Raw genomic sequence first — 17146 nt, forward strand, 5'->3', positions numbered from 1 at the left:
ACCATGACAATGAAAAAGCTTGTTGCAGGCATTCTGTCGCTCGCCCTCGTCGCCGGTCTGGGCGTCTCCTTCGCTACGGCGGAAGAGGCAGCGCCCGCAGCCGGTGCGGAGGCCGAACACGCCACGCCGCACTATCCGTTGCATAAGCCCAAGCAGCAGGACTGGTCCTTTGCCGGTCCGTTCGGCAAGTACGACAAGGGCCAGCTTCAGCGCGGCCTGAAGGTCTACACCGAAGTCTGTTCGGCCTGCCACTCGATGAACCTCGTCTCCTTCCGCACGCTGGAAGGGCTTGGCTACTCCGAGGCCCAGGTCAAGGCCTTCGCAGCGAACTACGAAGTCCAGGACGGCCCGAACAGCGACGGCGAGATGTACATGCGGAAGGCCGTGCCCTCCGACCACTTCCCGTCGCCCTATGCCAACCACGAGGCGGCTGCCGCTTCGAACAACGGGGCGGCTCCGCCGGACTTCTCGCTGATCGCCAAGGCGCGCGGCATCACCCGCGGCTTCCCGCAGTTCGTCTTCGACATCTTCACCCAGTACCAGGAAGGTGGCCCGGACTACATCTACTCGCTGCTGACGGGATATGAGGAAGAGAAGCCTGCGCATCTCGAAGTCGCCGAAGGCACGCACTACAATCCGTACTTCGCCAATGCCGCGGCACTCGCCATGGCAAAGCCGATCTCCGACGACCAGGTCACCTATGACGACGGCTCGCCGCAGACGGTCGACCAGTACGCACATGACGTCGCCGCCTTCCTGATGTGGGCCGCCGAGCCGCACCTCGAGGAGCGCAAGCGCACCGGCTTCATGGTCATGGTCTTCCTGCTGATCTTCACGGGCCTGATCTATCTGACGAAGAAGTCGGTCTACGCGAACAAGGAACACTGAGCGATCTTATCGCCCGGTTCGAAAGGCGGCCTTCGGGCCGCCTTTTTTGTTGTGGGGCGGTGCCGCACCTGCAATAACCGGTCCTTCTTCCGCAGCCGGGAAATGCCATGTCTACCGTTGAACAAGAACTCGTCGCCGCGATCCGCAACATTCCGGACTATCCCAAGCCCGGCATCATGTTCCGCGACATCACCACATTGCTCGGCAATCCGCGTGCCTTCCGCCGCGCCGTGGACGAGCTGGTGCACCCTTACGCGGGCATCGGCATCGCGAAGGTCGCCGGCATCGAGGCGCGCGGCTTCATCCTCGGCGGCGCCATGGCGCATCAGCTGTCGACCGGCTTCGTTCCCATCCGCAAGAAGGGCAAGCTGCCGCACGAAACCGTGCGCATCGCCTACAGCCTGGAATACGGCGTGGACGAGATGGAGATGCACAAGGACGCCATCAAGCCGGGCGAGAAGGTGATCCTCGTCGATGACCTGATCGCCACCGGCGGCACGGCGGAAGCCGCCGTGAAACTGCTGCGCCAGATGGGCGCCGACATCGTCGCCGCCTGCTTCGTCATCGACCTGCCGGAAATCGGCGGCCGCAAGAAGCTGGAAGCGCTCGGTGTGGAAGTGCGCACGCTGGTGGCCTTCGACGGGCATTGAGGCGGGCCAGAGGGGGGGTAACTCCAGGCCCCTTGTTAAACGAACTCCAGCACCGTGCTCTCGAACCGGATGACCGGCTCGCCGTTCTGGTTTTCGCCCGCGCAACGGATCGTGTTGAGCACCCGGTCCTTGCGCGTCGCCAGTTCGCGCGAGGCGAGCAGCGTGACCGAGTAGCTGATCGTATCGCCGGCGAAGACGGGTCTGAACCACCCGAGCTTGGTGAAGCCGGGCGAGGGGCCGAGCTTCGGCGGCGCGATGCCCTCGGCGGCCAGACGCCGGCATTCCGCGGTCCAGAACGCGACGAAGCATTTCATCCAGCCGGCGCTGGTGTGCCAGCCCGAGGCGCACAGGCCGCCGAACAGGCTTTGCCGGGCGAGCTCGGCATCCAGGTGAAAGGGCTGCGGATCGAAATCCCGGGCGAAGCGGATGATGTCTTCCGCCGTGAAGGTGTTCGAGCCGATCGCGACCGTCTCGCCGAACGGATAAAGCTCAGCCATCCGCATGGGCGGCATCCTTTCCGGCAAGGCGCATCATGTTGACATATTCCGAGATGGCGACGATCTCGCCGCGCTGGTTGGTCACTTCGGCGCGCAGTCGCACGATGCCGATGTCCGGCCGCGAGCGTGAGACGCGTGCCTCCAGCACCTCGCAGTGGCCGCCGAGCGTGTCACCGGCCAGCACCGGGCGCTTCCATTCCATCAGGTCGACGCCGGGTGAGCCCTCGGAGGTGGAGCCGTCGATATAGGCTTCGCAGAGCATGCGCATCATCACCGCGCTGGTGTGCCAGCCGGAGGCGGCCAGTCCGCCGAGAATACTGGCACGGCCGGCCGCTTCGTCGAGATGCATGGGCTGCGGGTCGAATTCCCGGGCGAAGGCGATGATCTCGTCTGCCGTCAGCGTGCGCTCCCGGAAGGTGAAGCGGTGTCCGGGTGTGAAATCTTCAAAGCTTCTGTCGGCCACGATCCGTTTGTCCTGTTGCGGGCATGAGAATGGCGGTCATGACATTGTTTTGCAAGGCTTGTCAGGGGCAGGCGCGGCGCTATGGTGCGCGGGCAACAGGAGACGACGCGCGATGCAGACTTTGAAATCGGTTCTCGACGGCGCGGCCGGCGAGGGCATCATTTCCGGCGAACAGGCCGGCGTGCTCCTGCCCTATATGGAAGCGCGCGGCGTCGGCCTACATGTGCCGACGCGTGCCGATGCGCTCGATATCGGCGGGCCGGCGGAGGATCGGGCCATCGCGCCGGTCGAGGATACCGAAGCGCCGCGCTTCATTCGCGGTTTCCACGATGTGCTGATCACCATCGGCGTCGCCATCGTCATGGCGGGCGTCTGGGGCATCGGCGCGTTTCTCCTGGCGTTGCCGGCCATCATCATCCTTGCGGAAATTCTCGTGAAGCGGCAGCGCCTTGCGCTTCCCGCCGTGCTGCTGACGGCGCTCTACGTGCATTGGATCCTCACGACGTCGCTCCTGATGCAGGATGAGGCGGTCGGACAGCAGGATGCGATCGTCGGCTTCCTGCTGACGGTGGCGCCGCTCTGCGGGCTCCTGCCGCCGTTCTACTGGCGCTACCGTATCCCGCTGTCATTGAGCCTCTGGTATCTGTCGCTGGCGGCTCTGGCGCTCGGCATCGTCTTCCTCGTGCTCGGGCGGATGCTTCATAGCACCGACCTTTTCACCGAGCACTCGACGCTATGCGCCGGCATCTTCCTTGTCACGGCACTCGCGCTGTTTGCCGTGGCGATGCGCTATGATCTGTCGGATCGTTTCCGTGTCGCGCGCCGCTCCGATATCGCCTTCTGGCTGCATCTCGTCACCGCACCGGCGCTGCTCTATTCGACGCTCAGCTTCGTCTTTCTCGGCGACTTCGCGAACAACACGTTGTTCAGCAGCGACAAGGGCCTGCCAGATGCGCTGGTCATCGTTGGAATCGTCGTCGTGCTCATGGGCATCGGGCTTGCCATCGACCGCCGCGCTTTCGTGACCTCGGGCCTGCTGTCGCTCGGCCTTGCCACGGCAAGCCTGCTTCAGCGCACCACCGCTGCCCCGGAAACCTATATCTTCCTGTCGCTGCTGATCGTCGGGATTGTCGTCTTGACCATCGGTATCGGCTGGCCGCATTTCCGGCGCTGGGTTTTGACGCCGCTGCCGCTCGCGCTCAAAGAAAAACTGCCGCCCCTCCGCTGAGGGACGGCAGTTCGAAAGTCGTCGGTCCGGCGCGACCTTACGTGTTGAAGCGGAAGTGGATGACGTCGCCGTCCTGCACCACATATTCCTTGCCTTCGTCGCGGCCCTTGCCGGCTTCCTTGGCGCCGACCTCGCCCTTGTAGGCGATGTAGTCGTCATAGGCGATGGTGAAGGCGCGGATGAAGCCGCGTTCGAAATCCGTATGGATGACGCCGGCGGCTTGGGGCGCCTTGGTGCCGCGCACGATCGTCCAGGCACGCGTTTCCTTGGGGCCGACGGTAAAGTAGGTGATCAGGTCGAGCAGGTGGTAACCGGCCCGGATCAGGCGGTCGAGGCCGGCTTCGTCGAGGCCGAGCGCGGAGAGGAATTCCGTCGCTTCCTCTTCCGGCAGCTGCGCGACCTCGGCCTCGATCGCAGCCGAGATGATGACGCATTCCGCACCCTGTTCCTTCGCCATGGCGGCGACGGCTTCGGTGTGCGCATTGCCGTTCACCGCATCGCCTTCGGCGACGTTGCAGACATAGAGGACCGGGTGGGAGGTGAGCAGGTTCAGGCCTTTGAGGATTTCGATCTCCTCCGGCGCCAGCGTCTTGAGGAGAAGACGCGCCGGCTTGCCCTCGTTGAGCAGCTTCACCACGGCTTCCATGATCGGCAGCTGGGCAAGCGATTCCTTGTCCTTGCCGGTGGCGCGCTTGCGGGTCTGCTCGACGCGGCGCTCGAGGCTTTCGAGGTCGGCGAGCATCAGCTCGGTCTCGATGGTCTCGGCATCGCCGACCGGATTGATGCGGCCTTCGACATGGGTGATGTCGTCGTCCTCGAAGCAGCGCAGCACATGCACGACGGCATCGACTTCGCGGATATTGGCGAGGAACTTGTTGCCGAGGCCTTCACCCTTCGATGCGCCGCGCACGAGGCCGGCGATATCGACGAAGGAGATGCGCGTCGGGATGATTTCCTTGGAGCCCGCGACGGTGGCGAGCGCCTTCATGCGCGGATCCGGCACGGCGACTTCGCCGGTGTTCGGCTCGATGGTGCAGAAGGGATAGTTCGCCGCCTGGGCGGCAGCCGTCTTGGTGAGTGCGTTGAAGAGGGTCGACTTGCCGACATTCGGCAGGCCGACGATACCGCATTTGAAGCCCATGGAGATGGTCCATTCGTCTTGATAAAATCGTTGCCACCGCTATGGGGGAAGGACGGGGCAGGGTCAAGACCCGGACGGCGCGGGGCCTTGAACTCCGCCCGCCTGCGGTGCACAATGAGCGCACACTGCTCGAAGCCAATGTCGTGAGGAGCTTCCGATGAGCAATGGCGACACCATCCTCGACCCGAAAACCACCACCAAGCCCAGGCTCGAAAGGCCGAAGCTCTACAAGGTGCTTCTCGTCAACGACGACTATACGCCGCGCGAATTCGTCGTGCTGGTGCTGAAGGCCGTGTTCGGCATGGCGGAGGAGACCAGCTACCGCGTCATGATGACGGCGCACAAGATGGGGACCTGCGTGGTCGTCATCTGCGCCCGCGATATCGCCGAGACCAAGGCCAAGGAGGCGACGGACCTTGCCAAGGAGGCGGGCTTTCCGCTGCTCTTCCAGACCGAGCCGGAAGAATAGGTTTTCGCGCCTGTTCGGCCGGGACGTCAGTCGCCCTTGTTGCCGAACAGCTTCTTCAGCATGTCGGCCATCGGGCCGCTCGTCGGCAGCGCCTTCGGCTGGGCATGGTTGCGGGCGGCGCGGATATGGGACTGGCCGGCCGGTTTCTTGGTGGCCTTGTCCTCTTCCGGCTTGCTTCCCGTGGCAAGAGCCAGTTTGTTCATCAGTTGTGAGTCTTCGCCGCGCACCAGCATGTCGGCGTGGATCGCAAGCTCGTCGAGCAGCGGATCGAGCCAGATGTGATCGGCCTTGGCGAAATCGCCGAGCACATGGTTCGTCACGAGTTCCTTGGTGCCGGGATGGCCGATGCCCAGACGCAGGCGGCGGTAATCCTTGCCGCAATGGGCATCGAGCGACTTGATGCCGTTATGCCCGCCATGGCCGCCGCCAACCTTGATGCGGGCCTTGCCGGGCAGCAGGTCCAGCTCGTCGTAGATGGCGACGATATCCTTGGGCGCGAGCTTGTAGAAGCGCATGGCTTCGCCGACGGATTCGCCCGACAGGTTCATGAAGGTCTGCGGCTTGACCAACAGGACCTTGTCGCCGGCAAGCTCGCCCTCGGAGATTTCCGCCTTGAACTTCTTCGACCAAGGCGAGAACGGGTTCTTGCGATGAATGGCATCCAGCGCCATGAAACCGATATTGTGGCGGTTGCCCGCATATTTCGCGCCCGGATTGCCGAGGCCTGCGATGATCAGCATGGATTGCTCCGCCAAATCCTGTCGTTTCGCCTTCACCACCGCGAATGCGCGCGGAAGTCAACCATGAGCGCGCATTATTTGTGGGCGCGGGTCTGGGACGTGCGCGGGTTCGGCGGCAGGCCGTAGGCCGCAAAGATGCGATCCTGCTCGCCGCTGACGATCAGCTTGTCGAGCTCGGCCTGCATGCGTTCGACAAGATCAAGGGGCGTATCCTTGTTGCAGGCGACGCCGTAGACCTGACCGGCCAGCATCATGGCCTTTTCCACGGGAACGCCATCCAGCCGCATCTTCTCATAGGTCTTGACCGAGGTCGGCATCAGGTCGATGCGGCCGCTCAACAGCTTGCGCAGGGTGACGTCGATATCGGCGGCAAGATCGATGTCATGGAAGCCGATCTGCTCCAGCGCTTCCACCGCGAAGTCGCCGCGCTGCGAACCGACCCTGAGCTCCCGTGCCTTGACGATGGTGAGGTCGTCATAGACGGCATCCTGCCGTTTGAGCATGACCATCTGGTCCTTCAGCAGCGGCTTGATCCAGAGGAAACGGGTGGCACGGTCGCGATTGTATCCTGTCGTGAAGACACAATGCATCGGCTGTTTTTCGGCGAGGGTAAAGGCGCGCGCCCAGGGCATGATCTCCAGCGTGTAGTCGATGCCGGCGCGCTCTGCGACGTGCGTCATCTGGTCGACCGAGATGCCGGTGATCGCGCCGGCTTTTGTATAGTTGAAGGGCGCATATTCCTCGGTGAGGAGATGGATGGTCTGGCCGCAGGCGGACGAGAGCGGTGCGAGTGAGAGGCCGAGCAGCAGAAAGAGTGTCTTCATCATCCTGTTCCCGGCTGCTTCCTCAGGAGGCTACTTTTTGCGTGTGTGCGTCCGATGGCGGCAGTTCGTCCAGTTTGGCGAGAAGCGCTTCGGGCGGCAAGGGCCGGCTGAAAAGGTAGCCCTGGCCGAACTCGACATTCATGGCCTGGAGCATGAACCATTGCTCCTCGGTCTCGATGCCCTCGGCGACGACGGCGCAGCCCATCTGGTGCGATATGGTGCGGATGCCCTCCACGAGCATGCGGCTTTTGCGGCGCACGTCCTGCTGCTCGCTTGTCAGCGAGCGCGTGAAGGACTGGTCGATCTTCACGATATCGACCGGGAAGCGGTTGAGATAGCTCAGCGACGAGAAGCCCGTGCCGAAATCGTCGAGTGCGATGCGGCAGCCCAGGCCGGAGAGCGCATCGAGCACGGAGCGCACGACGGGATTGTCGAGCATCAGCACCGCCTCGGTGATTTCGACGACGATGCGCGAGGGCGGGAGGCCGGCTTCCATCAGGAGCGCTGCGACGCGCGACGGCAGCGCCGGTTCGAACTGCAGCGGAGAGAAATTCACCGCGAGATAGCTTTCGCCCAGCCCTTCCAGCTTCGAGATGGCGGACAAATGGGCAATGGCCCTGGAGAGAATGCGGTCGCCGATCCGGCCGATCGAACCGTTTTCCTCCGCGATGCCGATGATGTCGGCAGGGGAGAGCAGGCCACGTTCGGGATGGTTGAGGCGCATCAGCGCCTCGAAACCGGCGACGCGCCCGTCCGATAGCGCGACGATGGGCTGGAGGTAAGCGTCGAACCAGTCCTCGCGCAGGCCCTGCTCGATGAACTGTTCGGTTTCCAGCCGCTTGCGGGCGATATCCACCATGTCGTTGTCGAAGAGCTGGACGCCGTTCTTGCCGCCGCGCTTGCGGGCATACATGGCCATGTCCGACTTCTGCAGGAGGCAGGCGGCCGTCGTGGCGTGATCGGGATAGACGGCGATGCCGATGCTCGCGCTGACATTCAGCTCCGCGCCGTTGATGATGAGTGGCGCGCGCATGCCTTCGACCAGCCGTTCGCTTATGTCGGTGGCGAGCCGGCAGGCGTCGGGCGCGCAGAGCAGGATGGCGAACTCGTCGCCGCCGAGGCGGGCGATGACGTCGTTGCCGCGCAACTGGCCCCGCAGGCGCTCCGCCATTTCGCGCAGCACCGCATCGCCTGTCGCATGGCCGAGATTGTCGTTGATCGACTTGAAACGGTCGAGATCGACGAAGATGCAGGCGAGTTGCTGGCCCAGCCTGTCGGCATCGCCGATCAGGTCGTCCAGCACGATTTCGAAGCCCTGGCGGTTGAGCAGGCCGGTCAGATGGTCGGTGATGGCCTGCCGGTGATTGCGGTTTTCGGCGTCCTTCAGGCTGGTCACATCGGTCATGACGGAAAGCGACAGCGACGGCCGTTCGTCGCCTGTCGCCATGTCCGTTTCCAGGATGAGAACGTCGATCACGCTGCGGTCAGCGCGCCGGAAGCGCAGGGTGACCTCGCGGATGCCATTTCCTTCCGTCTGCGCGAGATGGCGCTGGTTATAGGTGTCGCGGCAATCCTCGACGAGGAAATCGGTGAAGGCGCGGCCGATCACGTCGTCGCGGGTATAACCGGTGGCCGTCAGCCAATAGTCGCTCACGGCGGTGATGCGGCCTGTCGCATCGATGGAGAACAGCATGGCCGGGGTAAGATTGTAGATTTCCGTCGTCCGTGCGTGGGCAAGCTTCAGCTCGGCGTCCTCACGTTCGAGCTGGCTCTGCATCTCGTTGAAGTTATGCGCGAGTGCCCCCATCTCGTCCTTCGAGGTCCAGTCGACATGATGGCGCGAGCCAAGGCGGCGCGTCGCTTCGATTGCCGCCGTCAGGCGCATGAGCGGGCGTATGATGGTGATCCGGTTGCCGATGATGGCGGCGGTGAAGAGCGTCGCGACGGCGAAGAAGAAGATGGCGAAGATCGCCATTTCGTCCTTGCTGAAGCGGGAAAGCAGGCCCTGCTTTTCGAGCCAGATTTCCGCCGTGCCGACCTTTTTGACGCCGTCGCTGGCCCGGTAGAGGATGTCCGCATTGACGACGGAGCGCGCGTCCTCGATGGCGGGACGGTCCGCGGGCCGGCTGATGTCGATCATCTCGCCGGTGTCGCGCACGCGCACGAAGCTGATGTCGGCATTGCCTTCCAGGGATGCGACGATCTGGGCAACGCTGTCGATATCGAAATCCCACACCGGCTTTCCGAGTGTTTCGACATTGGCCCTGAGCAGGGCTTCGGTGCTTTCCGTTCGTTCGCGGGCGACGCGGTCGGACGACAGGATGAGAAAGAGGACGAAAAGCGGTGCGACGAAAACCAGGAGCGCACCGATAACGATGGCAATGAACCGGCTCTCCACCGAATGCATCTTCATGCCGGTTGCTCCCCCGCCGGTCCGCGAAGCCCGCCCGTTGTGTCTTTGGCTTTCGTCATGCCGGTCAGCGTTTCACCAAAAACTTAAAGGTTGCTGAAATATCCGTCAGTAAAAGTGCCGATAATTCAAACTTGCCAGATGTTTGGGCCAAAGAAAAACCCCGCCTCCTGGGAGACGGGGTTTTCTACTAGAGGCTGCTTCTGAGAAAAGCTTATTCCTCGGTTGCTTCCACTTCTTCTTCTTCAACGCCGGCAGCCGGGACAGCGATCGTCGCGATCGTGAAGTCACGGTCGGTGATGACGGGGCTCGTGCCCTTCGGCAGCTTGATGTTGGAGATGTGGATGCCATCGCCGACCTTGAGGCCGGTGAGGTCTGCCGTCAGCGAATCCGGAATGTTGCCGGCCAGAGCGTGCAGCTCGACAGCGTGGCGAACGATGTTCAGGACGCCGCCGGCCTTGATGCCCGGGGACTTCTCTTCGTTGATGAAGTGAACCGGAACTTCAACGACGACGTGGGTGTTGCCCGAGACGCGCAGGAAGTCGACATGCATGGTGAAGTCGCGGACCGGATCGAGCTGGTAGTCCTTCGGGAGAACCTTGATCTTCTCGCCGTTGACGTCGATCGTGGCGACGGTCGTCTTGAAGCCGCCGGCGTAGATGCGCTGGGTGACTTCCTTCGTGGAGATGGCGATAGCGAGGGGGGCCTGCTTCTCACCATAGATGACTGCCGGAATGAGACCGTTGCGGCGAAGTTCACGGGAGGACCCCTTACCAACCCGTTCGCGCGTTTCGGCCTTAAGCTCGTAGGTATCGTTGCTCATGGCAAAACCTTTCATGTGTTACTGGAGAGTTTTCCCCGGCAGGCGTCTTCGCCGGCCGCGCAAAACTTGAGGATTTCGTGAAAGCCTCATCCGCGTTGCCTCCAAGGGTGTCTACGCGGACGGGGGCTCGATAAACGAGAATCCCCGGAAATGCAAGGCCGCGACCGGATTGACACATCCCCGCAGTATATGGAAGTTCCGCCCAGTTCGTTTTTGGCAAGGAGACCATGATGATAAGACAGACCCTGATGGCTTCGGCCGCCGTTGCGCTCGTTTGCGCAGGCACGGTCCATGCCCAGGAGGTTTCGGTGTCCGAGGCCGCAAACATCCAGAAGCGCCTGACGCATTACCTGCCGAAAGACCTGGTCGATGCCGGCATGGTCACGGTCCGGGCCGCGACGTCTTTCTACGAATTGCGCTTCGATCCCGCGCCGCTTTTGGCAAAGGCGAAGAACGGGGCGCTCAATGTCGAAGGCCTGAAGCCGATGGTTTCCCATCTGCGGCCGATGCCCGAGGGGACCTACCGCATCGAGTCGAACGACAGCCTCGACATCAAGGGCACGATCGACACGCCGGCGGACGCCACGTCGTTTTCCTACGTGATCGACTCCATGAAGCTCGACGGGATCTATGACCCGGAGATCCTCTACTTCACCTCGGCCGACTGGTCGGCCAACAAGATCGCCTTCTCCAGCGTCACGCCCAAGGAAAGCGTTTCGGCGACCTTCGGCCAGTCGGTGATGTCGGTGGCGACGGAGAAGAAGACTGCCGATACGCTCGACATTTCCACGAAGGGCGTCATGCAGGCCTTTGCGGAGACCATCACCAGCAAGGATTCCGGCAAGGTGGATATCAGCGCCGACAAGGTGGATATCGACGTCAGCATGGACGGTGCACGCTACAAGACGGTGCAGGACATTGTCTTCTTCATCCTCGACAACATCGACAAGCCTCAGCTCGACCCGCCTGAAACCGCGCGTCTCAAGCAGCTCCTTCGCGATTCCCTTCCGGTCTTCGACAATCTGAAAGAGACGATCCACGCTTCCAATGTTGCCATCGGCACGGACAAGGGAAATTTCGGCGCCGATGGTCTCGTCTATAACATCGACATGAACGGCGTCGCCCATTCCACGCGTGTCGGCTTCGGCATCGATATCGACAAGCCGAAGCTTCCCGCCGGTGTGGTGCCCGCGGCCTTCGAGAGCGCGGTGCCGGAACACGCGACCTTCAAGATGGCCGTCGCCAATCTCGATCTTGCCGGCGCCGTCACCTACATGCTTGACCATGGCGACTTCTCCAAGAAGGAGCCGTTCACCCCGGAGCAAAATGCCGAACTCGGTCGCATCGTGCTGCCTGACGGCATGATGACGTTCGAGCTCGAGGATGTCTCGGCCGTTTCGCCGATCTATGACGTGCGCCTCACCGGGACGATGCAGGTCCATATCGAGGACAAGGACCGCCGCAAGGCCGACCTGACGCTGACGATGCGCAAGTTCGACGAGACGGTTGCCTACCTCCAGAAGAATGCGGCGATCGTTCCGGAATTCGGCCAGGCCTCCTTCGGGCTCCTGATGATGAAGGGCCTGGCGCGCGATGCGGGCGACGGGGCGCAGGCCTGGGATGTCACGGTCGGCGAGGACGGCAAGGTGCTGATCAACGGCCGCCCGTTGCCGTTCCAGCCGTAATCAGCGCCGGCGCCGGGCCATGAGATGGGCGAGGCCGAGCATCAGCCCGCCCGCCAGCAGGCCCCAGAAGGCGCCGGAAATGCCGAGGAACGAAACGCCGGAGGCGGTGACGAGGAACGTCACCGCCGCGGCTTCGCGGCCCTCCGGCTCGCGGAAGGCGTTGAGCGCGGAAGCGGCAAAGGCGCTGATCAGCGCAAGGCCGGCGACGGCCTGGATGAGGATCGGCGGGGCCAGCGCGACGAAGGCCGTGACCGCACCGGCCGCCAGCCCGAAGATCACATAGAAGACACCGGCATTGATCGCCGCCCAGTAGCGTTTCGCCGGGTCGGGATGCGCATCGCTGCCCGCGCACATGGCGGCGGTGATGGCGGCGAGATTGACGGCATGGCCGCCGAAGGGGGCGGACAGCAGCGAGAACGCACCCGTCACGGCAAAGAGCGGCCCGGGTTTCGGCTCGTAGCCGTTGACCTTCAGCACGGCGATGCCGGGAATGTTCTGCGAGGCCATGGTGACGATGAAGAGCGGCAGGGCGATGCCGATCAGCCCGGCCATGGTGAAGAATGGCGCGACGAGTTCGGGTTTCGGCAGCAGCGATGCGGCAAGGCCGCTCAAGGCGCCGTCCGGGATGTCGACGCCGAAGGCCAGCACCGCGATGAAGGCGACGAGCGCGGCCGGCACGGCGTAAAGCCGGTTGATGCTGCCGACGATCGCCCAGGCGAGCACGATCGGCAGGCCGAGCAGCGGATCGAAGGCGATGGCCTTCACCGGGGCGAAGCACAGGCCGATCAGCACGCCCGCCAGCATCGCATTGGCGAGCGTTGCGGGAATGGCGGCGACCATGCGGCCGAGCGGCTTCCACAGGCCGGCGATGACGATCAGCAACGCACAGATGATGAACCCGCCCACCGCCGTCGAGAAACCGCCTTCGATGGCGCCTGACGTCGCGAGCAAAGCGGCGCCGGGCGTCGACCAGGCGATGGATACGGGCAGCCTCGTCGCGACGCTGAGCACGATGGCGCACAGGCCCATCGAGACCGAGAGCGCCATCAGGCCGGAGGCGGCTTGCGCCTCGGTGGCGCCGACCCCGATGAGACCATGCAAAACGACGGCGAAGGAACTGGCGAAACCGACAAAGGCAGTGAGAAGGCCCATGAAAAGGGCTTGGGCGGAAAAATCGCGAAACATGGCAGGATCGATGCTGGAAAAGGATATGCACTGGTAACAGGCGGCGGGACGGTTGGAAACAGCCTTGTTGTGCGGGTCCCCGCTGCCCATATCCGTGTTGAACCTTCGTTCCGCTGGACCTTTCGCTGCGAACGGTTCTATAGTTCGCGGCATTGTATTCCAGTGCGACGGTCGGTCGGAAGCTTTCGGGAGGAGAGCCGATGCCTGTGCGTTTCGATCACGCGGATCATGTCCAGACCGTGGTGGCCCATGCCTCGGCGGCTGCCAATTCACCCGTTGCGGCGTCCTGGCGGCGTTGTTTGACGCTGCATGGGCTGTCGCCGGAAGAGGCACGCGTACCTTGGCGGCTGACCGAGAGCGAGTTCCGGCAGGCCCGGTCCCGCTCCAGCGATCTCATCGAGGAAGCGCGCGGCGAAATCGACCGCCTGTTCGCCACCGTCGGCAAGGCCGGCTGCTGCCTGCTCCTGACCGACGAGAACGGCATTGCGCTGGAACGGCGCGGCGCCGCCGGGGACGACCGCGATTTCCGCGGCGTCGGCCTCTGGTCCGGCACGGTCTGGAGCGAGGCGAGCGTCGGCACCAACGGCATCGGCACGGCCCTTGCCGACGAGCGCGCGGTCCTCATCCTGCGCGACCAGCATTTCCTGTCGCAGAACACCCGGCTTTCCTGCACCACGGCGCCGATCCGCGATCATACGGGCCGCATTGCAGCCGCCATCGATATTTCCACCTGCCGCGACGACGCCAATGAGATGACCATGTCGATCCTCTCGCAGGCCGTGCGCGATGCCGCCGCACGCATCGAGGCCGGGCTGTTCCGGCGCGCCTTCTCCGCGGCCCGCATCCTGCTCGTGCCGGTGGAGGGCAGGGCCTCGCCGGCGCTCCTGGCCGTTGACCGGGACGATCTGGTGCTCGGCGCGACACGCGCGGCCCGCCAGGTGCTCGGGCTCGACGACCGGCGCATCGCCACCGGCATTGCCGCCTCCGACCTTCTGAAAGAGGATCGCGTGGAGGAGGGCCGGGATCTCGACGATGCCGAGCGCGCGGCGCTGCGCCGCGTGCTGACGCGTGCCGGCGGCAATGTCAGCCATGCGGCCGATCTGCTTGGCATCAGCCGGGCGACGCTCTACCGGAAGATGAAGAAGCTCTCGATCAACTGATGCTGCGGCGCAGCACAGCCTGCCGCATTGCCCTGTCTCAATTCTGAAACAGTCGCGCCCGCCATCGGCGCCGTCTCCCTATCGCGAAAGCGCAAAGCACCGCACCATTCCTCCCACGGCCCATCCGGGCCTTTCATGGGAGGAATGACAATGCTGCATCAGAAGATCGTCGAGAATCCGTACAAGGCGAAGTACGGCAATTTCATCGGTGGCGAGTGGAAGGAGCCCGTCGCGGGCCGCTACTTCGACAACATCACGCCGATCACCGGCGGCAAGCTCTGCGAAGTCGCACGCTCCGACGCCGCCGATATCGAGCTGGCGCTCGACGCCGCCCACGCCGTCAAGGACAAGTGGGGCCGCACCTCTTCGACGGAGCGCGCCAATATCCTGATGAAGATCGCGCAGCGCATGGAGGACAACCTCGATCTGCTTGCCCGCGCCGAGACCTGGGACAACGGCAAGCCGCTGCGTGAAACCATGGCCGCCGACATTCCGCTCGCCATCGACCACTTCCGCTATTTTGCCTCGTGTGTACGTGCGCAGGAAGGCACGATCGGCGAAGTCGACCACGACACGATCGCCTATCACTTCCACGAGCCGCTCGGCGTCGTCGGCCAGATCATTCCCTGGAACTTCCCGATCCTGATGGCCGCCTGGAAGCTCGCGCCCGCGCTTGCCGCGGGCAATTGCGTGGTGCTGAAGCCCGCCGAGCAGACGCCGTCCTCGATCCTCGTCTGGGCCGAGCTGATCGGCGATCTCCTGCCGGCCGGCGTGCTCAACATCGTCAACGGCTTCGGCCTCGAGGCCGGCAAGCCGCTCGCCTCCAACCCGCGCATCGCCAAGATCGCCTTCACCGGCGAGACGACGACCGGCCGCCTGATCATGCAATATGCCAGCCAGAACCTCATTCCGGTCACGCTGGAACTGGGCGGCAAGTCGCCGAACATCTTCTTCGCCGATGTGATGAACGAGGACGACGACTATCTCGACAAGGCGCTGGAAGGCTTTGCGATGTTCGCGCTCAACCAGGGCGAGGTCTGCACCTGCCCGAGCCGCGCGCTCGTGCATGAAAAGATCTACGATCGCTTCATGGAAAAGGCCATCAAGCGCGTCGAGAAGATCGTGCAGGGCAATCCGCTCGACACGGCGACGATGATCGGCGCGCAGGCGTCGTCCGAGCAGTTGGAGAAGATCCTGTCCTATATCGACATCGGCCGGCAGGAAGGCGCGGAAGTGCTGACCGGCGGCGGCCGCAACGATCTCGGCGGCGATCTGGCCGGCGGCTACTACGTGAAGCCGACCGTCTTTCGCGGCAACAACAAGATGCGCATCTTCCAGGAGGAAATCTTCGGGCCGGTCGTTTCGGTGACCACCTTCAAGGATGATGCGGACGCACTCGCCATCGCCAACGACACGCTCTACGGCCTCGGCGCCGGCGTGTGGAGCCGCGATGCCAACCGTTGCTACCACTTCGGCCGCGACATCCAGGCCGGCCGCGTGTGGACCAACTGCTACCACGCCTATCCGGCGCATGCCGCGTTCGGCGGCTACAAGCAGTCGGGCATCGGCCGCGAGACGCACAAGATGATGCTCGACCACTACCAGCAGACCAAGAACATGCTGGTCAGCTATTCTCCCAAGGCGCTCGGCTTCTTCTGAGCCGCCGCCGGCCTTCTCCTACCCCCCGGGGAAGGCAACCGCAGGGCAGGGCGCTTTCTCCGTGACCTGCCTTCTCCCTCTCTCCGGGGTTCCGGAGGGAGGGAAACCTGTTTCGGGAGGCCACGATGACAGACATGCCAGAAGCCATCACGCAGCCGCGGGTCGTCGCGACAGATGCGGCGCTTGCGCTCATCCGGGAAATCCAGGCGGATTATCCCGATATCCTCTTCCACCAGTCCGGCGGCTGCTGCGACGGCTCGTCCCCCATGTGCTATCCGGCTGACGACTACATCGTCGGCGACCGCGACGTGAAGCTGGGGGAGATCGGCGGCGTGCCCGTCTATATCAGCGAGAGCCAGTTCGACGTGTGGAAGCACACGCAGCTCATCATCGATGTCGTGCCCGGGCGCGGCGGCATGTTCTCGCTCGATAACGGACGGGAGAAACGCTTCCTCACCCGCTCGCGCCTGTTCGACGGTGGCGAGGCCTGCCCGCTGCCGCCGCGCTGAACACAAGAAAAAGCCCCGCCTTGCGGGCGGGGCGTGCTGTCTGTCGCGTCAGGTCGTGATCAGTAAGCCTGGCATTCGCCGGGCCGGACCACGCGATAACCTGCGGCATCGGCCGAGCAGGAATTGCCGAAGGTCTTCAGGTCGCGGCCGCGCTGAGCGCAGACCGGATTGTATTCCATCGTGCACATGCGCTGGCCGCCGCCGCTGCCGCCGCCGACATTGCCACCGCCCCAGTCGTTGTCACGATCGCGGTCACGGTCACGGTCACGATCGCGGCCCGGGCGGTCGCGTCCGCCGCCGTCGCCCCGCTGGTCGCCCGGCCGGCCGAACTGGCATTCGCCGCGGACCATGATGTCATAGCCGCTCTTGCGCGCCTCGCAGGCGTTGGCGAAGGTCTGGCGATCGCGTCCGCGCGCGCCGCAGACCGGTGCATATTCGCGCGTGCAGGCACGATCCGGATCGGGATAGGGCTCCGGACGGCCGCCATCGCGACGGCACTCGCCGGGGCCGGCGACGCGGTAGCCGCTTTCACGTGCCTCGCAGGCATTGGCGAAGGTCTGGAGATCGCCGCCGCGTGCGCCGCAGACCGGGCGGTACTCCCGCGTGCAGGCCTGCGGGCCGGGGCGGTAACCCCCGCCGCCCTGATCGACGTCGACCTGGCAGGCTGCGAGCGTGCCGGCCGCAAGAAGAATGGCGATGCGTCCGGCAAGCCGGCGAAGGAAAGGCGACGTCACGGTCATGGACTCCTCCTGTGAGACTGATGGAACCTAGCGCAGATTCGGCGGACGCAAAATCGGGTTCTGCGCGGAAAGATG

The 17146-nt window shown here is 64.0% G+C and carries 17 protein-coding genes; 8 read left to right on the top strand and 9 right to left on the bottom strand.

Features of this window, described 5'->3' with window-relative positions; translation table 11 throughout:
* The first annotated feature begins 9 nt into the window (after window positions 1-9).
* Window positions 10-888 (top strand): cytochrome c1, encoded by an 879-nt coding sequence (locus tag B5M41_RS06520; protein WP_134647035.1) that lies wholly within the window; start codon window positions 10-12, stop codon window positions 886-888.
* Window positions 889-995: 107 nt separating this feature from the next.
* Complete coding sequence (locus B5M41_RS06525) at window positions 996-1538, top strand: adenine phosphoribosyltransferase (protein ID WP_134647037.1); 543 nt, start codon at window positions 996-998, stop codon at window positions 1536-1538.
* 35 nt (window positions 1539-1573) lie between these two features.
* On the opposite strand, the gene B5M41_RS06530 is transcribed toward B5M41_RS06525, so the two are convergent.
* The gene (locus B5M41_RS06530; protein ID WP_134647039.1) at window positions 1574-2041 is read right to left on the bottom strand and encodes a MaoC family dehydratase; all 468 of its coding nucleotides are present in this window, start codon (window positions 2039-2041) and stop codon (window positions 1574-1576) included.
* Window positions 2028-2498, bottom strand: a complete 471-nt coding sequence (locus B5M41_RS06535) for a MaoC family dehydratase (protein WP_370359282.1) — start codon at window positions 2496-2498, stop codon at window positions 2028-2030. Before B5M41_RS06535 ends, B5M41_RS06530 begins: the two co-directional genes overlap by 14 nt.
* Window positions 2499-2610: 112 nt before the next feature.
* Between B5M41_RS06535 and B5M41_RS06540 the strand changes: the two genes are divergently transcribed.
* Window positions 2611-3726 carry a hypothetical protein gene (locus B5M41_RS06540; protein ID WP_134647043.1) on the top strand — a complete coding sequence of 372 codons (1116 nt, stop codon included), beginning with the start codon at window positions 2611-2613 and terminating at the stop codon, window positions 3724-3726.
* A 37-nt stretch (window positions 3727-3763) separates the two neighbouring features.
* On the opposite strand, the gene ychF is transcribed toward B5M41_RS06540, so the two are convergent.
* The gene (gene ychF, locus B5M41_RS06545; RefSeq protein WP_134647045.1) at window positions 3764-4867 is read right to left on the bottom strand and encodes a redox-regulated ATPase YchF; all 1104 of its coding nucleotides are present in this window, start codon (window positions 4865-4867) and stop codon (window positions 3764-3766) included.
* Between the two features lie 157 nt (window positions 4868-5024).
* Between ychF and clpS the strand changes: the two genes are divergently transcribed.
* A complete protein-coding gene (gene clpS / locus B5M41_RS06550; protein WP_134647047.1) occupies window positions 5025-5336 on the top strand; it encodes an ATP-dependent Clp protease adapter ClpS in 312 nt (103 codons plus the stop codon).
* Window positions 5337-5362: 26 nt separating this feature from the next.
* On the opposite strand, the gene pth is transcribed toward clpS, so the two are convergent.
* The 4 genes from pth to B5M41_RS06570 form a co-directional block, all read right to left on the bottom strand.
* Window positions 5363-6076 (bottom strand): aminoacyl-tRNA hydrolase, encoded by a 714-nt coding sequence (gene pth, locus B5M41_RS06555; RefSeq protein ID WP_134647049.1) that lies wholly within the window; start codon window positions 6074-6076, stop codon window positions 5363-5365.
* A gap of 74 nt (window positions 6077-6150) precedes the next feature.
* Window positions 6151-6900 (bottom strand): substrate-binding periplasmic protein, encoded by a 750-nt coding sequence (locus B5M41_RS06560; RefSeq protein WP_167718813.1) that lies wholly within the window; start codon window positions 6898-6900, stop codon window positions 6151-6153.
* A gap of 22 nt (window positions 6901-6922) precedes the next feature.
* Entirely contained in the window at window positions 6923-9307 is a 2385-nt protein-coding gene (locus B5M41_RS06565; RefSeq protein WP_134647250.1) for a putative bifunctional diguanylate cyclase/phosphodiesterase, read from the bottom strand.
* Window positions 9308-9524: 217 nt separating this feature from the next.
* Window positions 9525-10133 (bottom strand): 50S ribosomal protein L25/general stress protein Ctc, encoded by a 609-nt coding sequence (locus tag B5M41_RS06570; RefSeq protein ID WP_134647053.1) that lies wholly within the window; start codon window positions 10131-10133, stop codon window positions 9525-9527.
* Window positions 10134-10363: 230 nt separating this feature from the next.
* Between B5M41_RS06570 and B5M41_RS06575 the strand changes: the two genes are divergently transcribed.
* Entirely contained in the window at window positions 10364-11818 is a 1455-nt protein-coding gene (locus tag B5M41_RS06575) for a hypothetical protein (protein ID WP_134647055.1), read from the top strand.
* Here B5M41_RS06575 and B5M41_RS06580 read toward each other — a convergent pair whose 3' ends face one another.
* Window positions 11819-13003: a benzoate/H(+) symporter BenE family transporter gene (locus B5M41_RS06580; protein WP_134647252.1), complete on the bottom strand. Its 1185-nt coding sequence runs from the start codon at window positions 13001-13003 to the stop codon at window positions 11819-11821.
* Window positions 13004-13203: 200 nt separating this feature from the next.
* Here B5M41_RS06580 and B5M41_RS06585 point away from each other — a divergent pair, with 200 nt between their 5' ends.
* From B5M41_RS06585 to B5M41_RS06595, 3 genes are all read left to right on the top strand, one after another.
* A complete protein-coding gene (locus B5M41_RS06585; protein WP_134647057.1) occupies window positions 13204-14163 on the top strand; it encodes a helix-turn-helix domain-containing protein in 960 nt (319 codons plus the stop codon).
* Between the two features lie 150 nt (window positions 14164-14313).
* Window positions 14314-15822 carry an aldehyde dehydrogenase gene (gene adh / locus B5M41_RS06590; RefSeq protein WP_134647059.1) on the top strand — a complete coding sequence of 503 codons (1509 nt, stop codon included), beginning with the start codon at window positions 14314-14316 and terminating at the stop codon, window positions 15820-15822.
* A 134-nt stretch (window positions 15823-15956) separates the two neighbouring features.
* Window positions 15957-16331, top strand: a complete 375-nt coding sequence (locus B5M41_RS06595) for a DUF779 domain-containing protein (protein ID WP_134647254.1) — start codon at window positions 15957-15959, stop codon at window positions 16329-16331.
* Between the two features lie 59 nt (window positions 16332-16390).
* Here the strand turns inward: B5M41_RS06595 and B5M41_RS06600 are convergent, their stop codons facing one another.
* The gene (locus B5M41_RS06600) at window positions 16391-17071 is read right to left on the bottom strand and encodes a Kazal-type serine protease inhibitor domain-containing protein (RefSeq protein WP_134647061.1); all 681 of its coding nucleotides are present in this window, start codon (window positions 17069-17071) and stop codon (window positions 16391-16393) included.
* Between the last annotated feature and the right edge of the window lie 75 nt (window positions 17072-17146).

It is taken from the genome of Shinella sumterensis (assembly GCF_004514425.2).
GTDB classification, from domain to species: Bacteria; Pseudomonadota; Alphaproteobacteria; order Rhizobiales; family Rhizobiaceae; genus Shinella; species Shinella sumterensis.